Consider the following 9,727-nt stretch of genomic DNA (forward strand, 5'->3'; position numbering starts at 1 on the left):
CCCCGCACCACTGCCCGAAGCCAACCCTGATGACGCCGGTTTCTCGAAGCAGGGTCTCGCCCGGCTCGACAGCTTCTTCGCGCGCGAGATCGCCGCCAAGCGCGTTCCCGGCGCCGTCGTCGCGGTGGCGCGGGACGGCAAGCTCGTGCACTACAAGGCTTACGGCATGCTCGATCCCGACAAGGGCACGCCGATGCCGGTTGACGCGATCTTCGCGCTGGCCTCGATGACCAAGCCGATGGCGGCAGTCGCGGGCCTGACGCTAATGGAAAAAGGCCAGCTGCCGCTCCAGGCCAAGCTGTCCGACTACTATCCCGGCTTTGCCGACATGAAGGTCGGCGCGACCGGGGCCGATGGCTCGCTCAAGCTCGAACCGCAGGCGTCCCCGATCTTCATCCACGATCTCTACCGGCATACGTCCGGATTGATGTATGGCGGCCGCCCCGACTCATCGAGCCCGGTGGCGCGGCAATACCCCGATGGCGTCGCCCCGGCGGTGGAAGGCGACACTGAGGCCTTCATCGACCGCATCACAAAACTGCCGCTGGCGCATCAGCCCTCGACCGAGTTCGAATACGGCTTCTCGATCGACGTGCTCGGCGCCGTCGTCGAGAAGGTCAGCGAACAGAGGCTCGGCGACTATCTCGCCGCCAATGTGTGGCAGCCGCTCGGCATGAAGGACGCGACCTTCAACCCGACCGACGCACAGCGCCCTCGCCTCGCCCGCCCGTTTGCCAACGATCCGCTGACCGGCAAGCCGCAAGCCATCAAGCTGCTGGACACCCCGACCAAGTTCGACTGCGGCGGTGCCTGCTCGTTCGCGACGATGGGCGATTACATCCGCTTCGGCCAGATGCTGCTCAACGGCGGCGAGCTCGACGGCCAGCGCATTCTTTCCCCGAAGACCGTGCATCACATGACGACCAACCACCTCGGTCCCGAGATCAAGAACAACGTGGCCAACATCGAGCCACATCGCGCCGGCTTCGGCTTTGGTCTCGCGGTCGCGGTCCGGACCAGCGAAGGGCTGTCGTCGGTCCCCGGCAATCCCGGCGAGTTCACCTGGAACGGCGCCTACGGGACGCAGTTCTTCTGCGATCCCAAGGAGCGTCTCGTCGTGGTGGTGGGAACGGCGGCGCCGGGCGAGCTCAGGAAATACTATCGCGAGCAGGTGCAGGACATCGTTTATGGCGCGATGGTGAAGTGAGACCGGCGCGCTGGAACAGAAAGGGCGGCCGCTCAGGCCGCCCTTTGCGAATCTGGCGTCAGCTCAACACGCCGTACCTCTTGAACCAGGCCTGGGCCTGCTTCCAGGCGTCTTCCGCCGCATCCTTGCGATAGCTGCCGCGATAGTCGGCATGGAAGCCGTGCGGCGCCTGCGGATAGATCTTGAATTCGGCGATCTTCTTGTCCTGCTCAAGCGTCGCCTTGAACTGCTCGACCTGGGCCACGGGAATGCCGGTATCGGCGCCGCCATAGAGGCCGAGCACCGGCGCCTTCATCTCGGGGGCGAGCTGAATCGGACTCTTCGGCCACACCGGATTGGCGGGATCGACCGGCGCACCGTAGAACGCGACACCGGCCTTGAGGGTGCCACTGTGGGCAGCGTATTCCCAGACATTGCGGCCACCCCGGCAGAAGCCGATGATGCCTAGCTTCGTGGTGTCGCCGCCTTGCGATCCCGCCCACGCCACCGTCGCATCGAGATCGGACAGCAGCTCGGCGTCCGGCTTGGCATTGACGACCGGCAGCAGATCCTTGATGTCGGTGACCTTGGTGAGATCGACACCCTTGCGGAAATAATAGTCGGGCGCGACCGCGAAGGCGCCGAGCTTGGCGAGGCGCCGTGTCACATCCTTGATGTATTCGTGCAGGCCGAAAATCTCCATCGCCACGATGATCACCGGCGCCTTGGTGTTGCCGGCCGGGCGCGCGAAATAGGCAGGCATCTCTTCGGAGCCGACCTTGATCCTGGTGTCGCCAGCCTGGAGGCCGCCGGTATCTGTCGTGATGATTTCGGCACGGACCGGACCGGCCGCAAGCGTGTAGCCGGCAGCGACGGCCGCGGTGGCGCTCATGAATCCGCGGCGCGAGACCGGCGCGACTTTCGTCAGCCCGACGACGTCGGATGTCATGGTGGTTTCGAAGCTCATCGGTCGATCCTTCCTGATGCTGGGCCCTGATTCCTCAGGCGGCGCATTCGCCGATAATTGCCGGCGAAACGCAAATCACCAGCCTGCGAGCATGTTCGCGTTCAGGCCAAGCCCTGACGTCTTTTCACCGGCGCCGTTTCGGGCATCAGGCTCATTGCGACAAGTCCGACGATCGCCGCAAGCAGGAGGTACCAGGCCGGTGCCAGCGGATTGCCGGTGACGTGGAGGAGCCAGGTGACCACGAGCTGCGCCGTACCTCCGAAGCTCGCGATCGCCACCGCGTAGACGGTCGCGAACACGCCTCCGCGGATGTTCTGGGGCAGCGCTTCGGTGAAGGTCGCATAGAACGCGGTGAACGGCAGCGAGCCGATGATCGATAGCACACCGAAGCCGATCAGGAGCGACAGCGCGCCCGGTGCATGGACGATCCACAGGAAGGTCGGATAGGTGAGCAGGAGGGTTGCGAGCTGCGGCCAGATCATGATCGGCTTACGGCCGAGACGATCGGCGAGCCATCCGCCGACCAGTGCGCCGACGAACTGAATGCCGTTGCTGACGAGCGACACGGCGAAAGCCAGTGTCGACGACACGTGCAGGGTATTCTGCGCATAGGTCGTCATGTATTGCGTGACATAGGTCGAGATCGTGCCGCTGGCCAGGATCATCAAGGCCAGCGCGATGATGCCGAGGTGACGCCGGGCCTGCGAGAGGTGACCCGTGCGCTGTTTCGCTGCGACACCGGCATCGGCATGCGGAATCGTCTCGGGCAGCGTCCGCCGCATCCAGAACCCGAACGGCAGGCAGACGGCCCCGATCAGAAACGCCACCCGCCAGCCGTAGGAGTCCAGCATCTCCGGCGCCATGGTCGTGCTTAGGATGACGCCGACCAGCGCGCCGGCGGTCGCCGCGATCTCCTGGCTCGCCGGCTGCCATGCCACGACCAGCGCCCGATGCTCGGGCGGGGCAATCTCGAGGAGATAGGCGGTGGTCGGTCCGACCTCGCCGCCGAGGGCGAAGCCCTGCACCATGCGCGCCGCAATCACGATGATGGGCGCGGCGACGCCGATCATGCGATAGGACGGCGTGAGCGCGATGGTCAGGATCGCAGCTCCCATCAACGCAAAGCTCAGCAGCATGGCGGGCCGCCGGCCGATCCGGTCGGAATAGATGCCAAGCACGATCCCGCCGATCGGCCGCGTCACGAAGCCGGCCCCGAAGGTCGCCAGCGATAGCATCAGGCTGCCGTACTCGCTTCCGGTCGGGAAGAAGCTATGGCCGATCTGGATGGCGAAGAAGCTGTAGGTAATGAAGTCGTAGAATTCGAGCATGTTGCCGATGGTGGCTGCGAATGCTGTTCGTTTGACGTTGAACGGCGCCGCTTGCTCAATTCCCAACGACACTTTGACTTCCCTGGATTCGCTCGTTTGCCGGACTTAACCGCCTGGCTGCATTGCGTCGCAACATCCATTAACCGAAAGAGAGGGTTCTCTCCCGGCCAGCCACATCGCCAGGCGTTGCCGGTGATGCGCCCTTTTGCGTATTCGAAACTCCAGGCCGCAACAAATGGGCCTCGCAGTGGCGACAATGACACATCATGTTGCTCAGGCGTCGCACATCACCGTCAATTCACGCGCAAGCTGTCGTGATTTGACTGAAATTTTCAGAAGAGTTGAGTCGTGCGATTTACTCGAACTTTCTGTGTGACGCTCTAGTTCCACGGCCGGAAGTTCCATCTGCACAACGGATGCAACTTCCCGAGCGCGGTCCCTCCATCCGGCAACGGACGAAGAATCGCCCGAGAACTTTCATTCTCGTCCACCCAGATTGCGCTACCAAAGGCTCAATTGAATAAAGCTTGTCCGACCTGGAACTGAAATGATTTTAGCTCGCGAAGCGATTGAATTGCTGGGACAGATGGCCCGCATCCTGTGGTTCGAAGGCACCAAGCATGGCTTGCGCGACCGCGAATGGATGGCCCTGCGCTTTCTGTCCCGCGCCAACCGTTTCTCGCGGACGCCCTCGGCGCTCGCGAGCTACGTCGGCACCACGCGCGGCACCGCCTCTTTCATCATCGGCGAGCTCGAGCGGCTCGGATATCTGGAGCGAAAGCGGTCCGCGACGGACAAGCGATCGGTGACGCTGAGCGTGACGCAGCAGGGCAAGAAGTTCCTGGTGCGCGACCCCATCAGCGTTCTCCTGGAGCCGATCGCCGTCCTCGACGACGAGGCCAAGATCCACTTTCGCGACACGCTCCGGCACGTGCTCGATCAAGCGGACGCGGCCGAGCAGCGGCACCATACCGACGTCTGCAAGCGATGCATCTTCCTCCGCGAAGATCGCACTGCCACGGACGGCAAGCCCGGCGCCGCCGAGTTCAGCTGCCGCCTGTTTCGCGCGCCGATCGCGGAGGCGGAGGTCGATCTGCTATGCACCAGCTTCGAGCATCATCGCCAATAGGAGACGGCCCTCGATCACGGCGTCGCCTTACGTGACGAGTAGATGACGCCGCCGCTGGACTCCACCACCAGACGGCCGTTCTCGTTCTTGATCTCTTCGATGCGGCCAAGCCCGGGTACCTGCTGACCAAGCACGGCCTCGATGACGCCGTTCGGACCTTGCAGGATCGCAATCCCCTCATAGGCCTGGCGGACCGACCAGCCCTTGACCACCTTGCGCGGCGCCGACGGAGGAACCGAACCCGTGATCTCGGGCGCGGCAGCCGAGGCCATCATCGGCATCGTCTGCGAGGGCGACTGAGAGGCGACGGCCGCCGGCGCCGGCGCTTGCGCCTGAGCCTGGGCGAGCTTGTCCAGCTTCACCGTCGAGGACGAGCTCACCCGCTCGATACGGTCCAGATTCTCGGCGAACCGGCCGAAGCGATCGTTGGTCGCCTTGCTCGACTGATCGACCGCGGTGCGCAGGCCGTCGAGATTTTCGGACACGCCCGACACCTGCTTGCGCAGCAGCGCGACAGTCTCGCGCAGATTCCTGATCTCCGTATTGGCGGCAACGTTGCTTTGGGCCGGCTGCGTGGTGAGATAGGCGATCACGCCGGTGCAGGCACAGACCACCAGGATCGCAGCGACCGCCAATGTTGCGAGCGGCGCGACCCATGTCGGACGCGGCGGCGGCGGCTTGGCCACGATCACGGCCGGCTTCATCACGGTCGGCGCAGGCTTCGGTATCGCCATCTTGTCGAGGCGCGCCTTGGCGCGAATGCGCTTCAGCCCCTCGAGCGCCTCTTTCGCCAGAGTCTCGTCGTTCGCCGCAGCCGACACACGCTTCGCGCTTGCAGCGGGCTTGGCCGCCTGTGTCGTGCTTGTATCGCGCGCATCCGGAGCCGGCTTCGCCGCCGCGGAAACATCAGCGGTCGCGTTGGGACGAGCTTGTCCATCGGACAACATGTGAGAATGCTCCGTTCGGTTCGATCTATCGAACGGTGAAGTTATTTGCCGAAGCTTGCCTGAAACGTGCGCAGCGAAAACTTTTCATCGCGCCCGATGCGACGTCGCATGAGTCAAAAGCGTCATGGACGTGGCGAGAGTGCGACTCGAAAGACACACACTCGCCAAGATTTCGCCAAGCTGGAGTCGCCGCGCCATACATGAGTCGAATTGTCGCATGGGGAAACACCAGCAGGAGAGTCAATCCCGGGTTGAAAACCCCACTATGCGCATGACCCGCAGCACCGCGCAAAATAGCTGTGATTACGCGGGGATGCGGAACTTTAGAAACGCTACGGTGCAGAACTAGTTCGATCACCAAATCAACTGATGCGATCGAACATACAAAGAAACAACCAGAAACGAATCAACAGCATCAAACACGCATAGCAACCGCTTTGCTGCGCGCGCTTGATCGGAAATCGGCAATTGTTACGGTCCTACTCAAGTGATTCTCGCCAGTTGGCGAGGAGATCGACACAGTTCAGGTGCGTTCGGACGCAATCGGCAAGTTGGCGCAACTGTTCTAGGTCTGTCTCAATCCGCTCCGCGAGGTGATCCGTAAGACACCCGCCGAGCCTCACGCAGTAAGCGTTCAGTATCGAGTCGAAGTAGCAGGCCTGCACACGCAGGCACTGAATGCGTAGGGCTGCCCGCGAATATCGAAACCATAATAACGGTTCGCGGGATGGAAATATCGTCAAACAGCATGGTTGCCGAGCCGGGCATCACAACAACCATCCGGCCGCAACAAGTGCGAAACAGGGGCGAAAGACTAATGTATATTATCGTTGATGATCGCGAGAGCGTCACGAACAGCTACGTTGGAGGGCTCGTTCGCGAAGGTGTATCGTCGATCGGCTTCTCCTCCGGAGAATTCTGGGACTGGCTGCAATCTGCGAGCGAACCGGATCTGGCGGCGGTCGACGCCTTTCTCCTCGGGGACTGCGATGCCCGCGGAAGCCTGCCGCGGGCGATGCGCAAGCGCTCCTCGGCGCCCATCATCGCCATGAGCGGCCAGAAGATGCTCAAGAACACGCTTGAGCTGTTCGAATCGGGCGTCGACGACGTCGTCCATGTACCGATTCACCTGCGCGAGATCCTCGCCCGAACGGCCGCAATCGCGCGCCGCCGGGTGGGCGAGCTGCCGAGGCCCTGCGAGACCAGGATCCAGGTCTTCTTCAACGGACGTGACCCCGAGATCGCGGGCCACGCTCTCACCCTGCCCCGCCGCGAGCTGCGCATTCTCGAGTATATGGTCAGCAACCACGGCAAGTGGATCACCAAGACGCAGATTTTCAACGCGGTCTACGGCATCTTCGAGTCGACCTTCGACGAGAGCGTGATCGAGAGCCACGTCAGCAAGCTGCGCAAGAAACTCCGCGACCGCCTCGGCTTCGACGCGATCGTGGCCCGGCGCTACGTCGGATACCGCCTCAACATCCCGGCCGGCGAGACCATCGACGTGCCGATGCAGGAACTCGACGAGGTCGGCATCCTCCTGAACAGGGCACATGCCGCCCCGGCGGCGTACCCGGCCGGAAACTAACGCGGCAGGGCACCGCCACGAAAACGACAACGGCCTCTGCGGAGTTCCCTTCGCAGAGGCCGTTGCACTTTCAGCGGCAGGGATGGCGGAACAGCGGCCTCGCGATGCCGGCGCCGCGACAGCTACGGCTTCTGCTGGAATTCTTCCTTCGAAACATAGTTGAAGTCCTCGACCAGGACGTCCTGGACGACGTCGGCCTGCATCCGCTCGTTGACGCGCTGCTTGATGGCCGTCGTGAGGATGGAAAGGTCGTAACGGGCGAGCTTCCTGAAATCGAGGCGGTCGTCGGCATAGATCCTGCGGAAGGCCTCGTCGACGACGAACGGCTCCGGCGGGACGTTGAGCTGGTGCATGATCCGCGCCTCAACGGTGTAGACGAAGCGCGCCACGATGTAGCCCTGCACGCTGCCGCCCTCGACCATTGGCACGCTCAGCGCCCGCGTCTTCTGGTATTGAAGGCCGTCGAGATATTCGTCCTTCGCCGGCAGCAGGCTGCCGTTTTCCTTCCAATAGGCCACGGCATAGCTCGTGCCCGCGGTGAGGATGCATACCCAGAGCCCGGCCAGCACGAGTCTGATCATTTTCCGTCCTGTGCTGTGCGGCCGGTATAGGTGCCGTCCGACTCGGCTTCCTTGATCGCTTTGACGATGATGGCCGCGACCTCACGCACCGCATCGTAATGCATTTCGAGGATGGAACGGTTTCGCTCGAGCTTCTCGCGCAACCGCTGGATCTCCTCGGTGATCTCGACCTCGTTGCCGAGATGCATCCGTGCCCGCATCAAGCGGACGAATTCGAGCATGCTCCGGCTCTTCCGGGCACTGAAATCGTCGAAATCGATCTTCTTGCCCGTCGAGAGCGCGACCGTCTCCTCCTCGACGATGTTCTCGAGCCGGCGGATCGCAGACAGCAGGCCACGCACCTCGTCCGATCTCGCCGCGTCGGTGCCGTCGTTCACCACGTCACCGCCGAGATTCGGCAGCAGCGCAGGCAAGAACGCATCGCCTTCTGCCGCTTCCAGCGTCATCGCCTCGGCGTCCACGACCGGCTGCTCCACCACCAGGACCGCCGCACCTTCTTGTGCTTGCATAGGAAATTCACCCCTCAACTTCTGTCACCCATTCCCGGATCATGATCCGGTCTTTTCCGTAACGCCGGGCCCCGCCGGTTGCGCAGCGGCGAGTTGCTTGGCAATGCCAATGCCCTTGCCCTTTGCCAGCTGAGCACCAAGCTGCTCCGCCAGCATCGCCTTCCAGACGCCGCCGGCCGTGCCCTTGCCGAAGACTTCCTCCGACTCCTTCGGCAGCATCGTCTCGACGAAGGTCTGGAGAATGAACGCCTCGAACTTCCGGTACACCTCGCCGGATGCGGGCGCCTTGATCACCCGCACCGGCGGCCCGTTCACCGCACCCGGCTGCTGCGCTTCGGCAGCCTGCGCCGCGGATTGATCGGCAGTCGCCGCCTTGGCCTTGCCGACCTCCGCGTCCATGGTGGCGGCGAAATCGGCGTCCGACGATTTCAGTGCATCGAGCTTCGCGGTCGCCGCCCGCTGCGTCACGGGGTCGGCGGCATCGAGGACATCGAGAACGAGGTCGGGCGTCGCTGTCACGATCATGTCTTGTTCCGGCTGGCTAGCCGTGGCGTCCAGTCGCGCACGGCGGGACTTATTCCCGTCATCTCTTCGAGCGAGCGCGCCTCCGCGTCGCGAAGCTTGTCTGCGAGCGCGGCCTTCGCGACCTGCTCGAGCTGCTTCACACGGCGGGTGTCCGCGCGGACCTGGTCGAGCTGCTGCGACGCCTGCGCCTGGACCGCGCGCGCACCGGCGCTCGTCCTGTTCAGGCGCCGCGCGATTGAATCGCTCGACGAGCCCGCCGGCGGCTTGCCCTCGTTGAGGGTTCCTACCAGCCATTCCTGCTCGTCCTGCAAGCTGCGCTCCTGCTGCCGCAGATGCGCGAGCTGCCATTCGGACAGCCGGAGCTGAAGCTTCACGAGCGAGACCATCCGGCCGAGCTTGTCCGCGCGCGACGTCATGACCATCACTCCGCCAGCCACGACGAGACGCCAAGCATGAATTGCGTCAAGAGCTCGTCGCTGGTGAGGTAGAGCAGCAGGAAGCCGCCGAACAGCACGAAGGGCACCGAGATGAAATAGACCGGGATCGCCGGCGTCAGCTTGTTGATCAGGCCGACCGCGAGATTGACGATGACCGAATAGACGATGAAGGGGCTGGTGATCCGCAGCGTCAGCACGAACGCCTCGGACAGGCGGCTGACCAGCTGCTCGAGCGCCATGCTGCCGCCGATCCTGTTGCCGGGCTGCCAGACGTCGTAGGAGTTCATCAGCCCGCGCAGGACCTGCCAGTGCTGGTCGGTCATGAAGAACAATGTGGTGACGGCTGCCATGATCAGCGGCACCAGGGCCGGCGCCGGATCGGTGTCGCCGACCGGCGTTCCCGGGATGTTGCTCAGCCCGATCGCGCCCGCCATCACGGTCGCCATGGTCTGCAGCGCGAGGAAGAACACCCGCCCGCCAAGCCCGATGACGCTGCCGACCACGAGCTCGGAGCAGATCAGGAGCACAAG

Annotated in this window: 11 protein-coding genes; 3 read left to right on the forward strand and 8 right to left on the reverse strand. The window is 63.5% G+C overall.

Annotation, left to right across the window (positions count from 1 at the left end; all coding sequences use genetic code 11):
- Positions 1 to 1,207: serine hydrolase domain-containing protein (locus AC1DW2_RS42765; RefSeq protein WP_477009097.1), on the forward strand; the 1,207-nt coding region annotated here is incomplete at its 5' end.
- A 58-nt stretch (positions 1,208 to 1,265) separates the two neighbouring features.
- Here the strand turns inward: AC1DW2_RS42765 and AC1DW2_RS42770 are convergent.
- The gene (locus tag AC1DW2_RS42770) at positions 1,266 to 2,153 is read right to left on the reverse strand and encodes a dienelactone hydrolase family protein (RefSeq protein ID WP_063981323.1); all 888 of its coding nucleotides are present in this window, start codon (positions 2,151 to 2,153) and stop codon (positions 1,266 to 1,268) included.
- 101 nt (positions 2,154 to 2,254) lie between these two features.
- Positions 2,255 to 3,481 (reverse strand): MFS transporter, encoded by a 1,227-nt coding sequence (locus AC1DW2_RS42775; RefSeq protein WP_477009103.1) that lies wholly within the window; start codon positions 3,479 to 3,481, stop codon positions 2,255 to 2,257.
- Positions 3,482 to 4,028: 547 nt separating this feature from the next.
- Here AC1DW2_RS42775 and AC1DW2_RS42780 point away from each other — a divergent pair.
- Complete coding sequence (locus AC1DW2_RS42780) at positions 4,029 to 4,610, forward strand: MarR family winged helix-turn-helix transcriptional regulator (protein WP_477009098.1); 582 nt, start codon at positions 4,029 to 4,031, stop codon at positions 4,608 to 4,610.
- Between the two features lie 14 nt (positions 4,611 to 4,624).
- Here the strand turns inward: AC1DW2_RS42780 and AC1DW2_RS42785 are convergent, their stop codons facing one another.
- A complete protein-coding gene (locus tag AC1DW2_RS42785) occupies positions 4,625 to 5,557 on the reverse strand; it encodes a hypothetical protein (protein ID WP_477009099.1) in 933 nt (310 codons plus the stop codon).
- Between the two features lie 817 nt (positions 5,558 to 6,374).
- Between AC1DW2_RS42785 and AC1DW2_RS42790 the strand changes: the two genes are divergently transcribed.
- A complete protein-coding gene (locus tag AC1DW2_RS42790) occupies positions 6,375 to 7,145 on the forward strand; it encodes a response regulator transcription factor (protein ID WP_028147148.1) in 771 nt (256 codons plus the stop codon).
- A gap of 122 nt (positions 7,146 to 7,267) precedes the next feature.
- On the opposite strand, the gene AC1DW2_RS42795 is transcribed toward AC1DW2_RS42790, so the two are convergent.
- The 5 genes from AC1DW2_RS42795 to AC1DW2_RS42815 all read right to left on the reverse strand — a co-directional run.
- Positions 7,268 to 7,726, reverse strand: a complete 459-nt coding sequence (locus AC1DW2_RS42795) for a hypothetical protein (protein WP_014492689.1) — start codon at positions 7,724 to 7,726, stop codon at positions 7,268 to 7,270.
- Positions 7,723 to 8,235: a hypothetical protein gene (locus AC1DW2_RS42800; RefSeq protein WP_063981320.1), complete on the reverse strand. Its 513-nt coding sequence runs from the start codon at positions 8,233 to 8,235 to the stop codon at positions 7,723 to 7,725. The genes AC1DW2_RS42795 and AC1DW2_RS42800 overlap by 4 nt, the downstream gene beginning before the upstream one ends.
- Positions 8,236 to 8,274: 39 nt before the next feature.
- A complete protein-coding gene (locus tag AC1DW2_RS42805; protein WP_477009100.1) occupies positions 8,275 to 8,760 on the reverse strand; it encodes a rod-binding protein in 486 nt (161 codons plus the stop codon).
- The gene (locus tag AC1DW2_RS42810; protein ID WP_477009101.1) at positions 8,757 to 9,176 is read right to left on the reverse strand and encodes a hypothetical protein; all 420 of its coding nucleotides are present in this window, start codon (positions 9,174 to 9,176) and stop codon (positions 8,757 to 8,759) included. The genes AC1DW2_RS42805 and AC1DW2_RS42810 overlap by 4 nt, the downstream gene beginning before the upstream one ends.
- 5 nt (positions 9,177 to 9,181) lie before the next feature.
- Positions 9,182 to 9,727, reverse strand: a 546-nt coding sequence (locus AC1DW2_RS42815) for a flagellar biosynthetic protein FliR (RefSeq protein ID WP_477009102.1), incomplete at its 5' end; no start/stop codon positions are given.

The sequence above is a fragment of the Bradyrhizobium sp. P3_C3 genome (genome assembly GCF_056402655.1).

Excerpts from the sequence above, each read along its gene's own strand:
- AC1DW2_RS42810 (WP_477009101.1), bottom strand. The coding sequence starts at position 9,176 with ATGACGTCGCGCGCGGACAAGCTCGGCCGGATGGTCTCGCTCGTGAAG.
- AC1DW2_RS42775 (WP_477009103.1), bottom strand. The coding sequence starts at position 3,481 with ATGCTCGAATTCTACGACTTCATTACCTACAGCTTCTTCGCCATCCAG.
- AC1DW2_RS42795 (WP_014492689.1), bottom strand. The coding sequence starts at position 7,726 with ATGATCAGACTCGTGCTGGCCGGGCTCTGGGTATGCATCCTCACCGCG.
- AC1DW2_RS42790 (WP_028147148.1), top strand. The coding sequence starts at position 6,375 with ATGTATATTATCGTTGATGATCGCGAGAGCGTCACGAACAGCTACGTT.
- AC1DW2_RS42780 (WP_477009098.1), top strand. The coding sequence starts at position 4,029 with ATGATTTTAGCTCGCGAAGCGATTGAATTGCTGGGACAGATGGCCCGC.
- AC1DW2_RS42805 (WP_477009100.1), bottom strand. The coding sequence starts at position 8,760 with ATGATCGTGACAGCGACGCCCGACCTCGTTCTCGATGTCCTCGATGCC.
- AC1DW2_RS42785 (WP_477009099.1), bottom strand. The coding sequence starts at position 5,557 with ATGTTGTCCGATGGACAAGCTCGTCCCAACGCGACCGCTGATGTTTCC.
- AC1DW2_RS42770 (WP_063981323.1), bottom strand. The coding sequence starts at position 2,153 with ATGAGCTTCGAAACCACCATGACATCCGACGTCGTCGGGCTGACGAAA.
- AC1DW2_RS42800 (WP_063981320.1), bottom strand. The coding sequence starts at position 8,235 with ATGCAAGCACAAGAAGGTGCGGCGGTCCTGGTGGTGGAGCAGCCGGTC.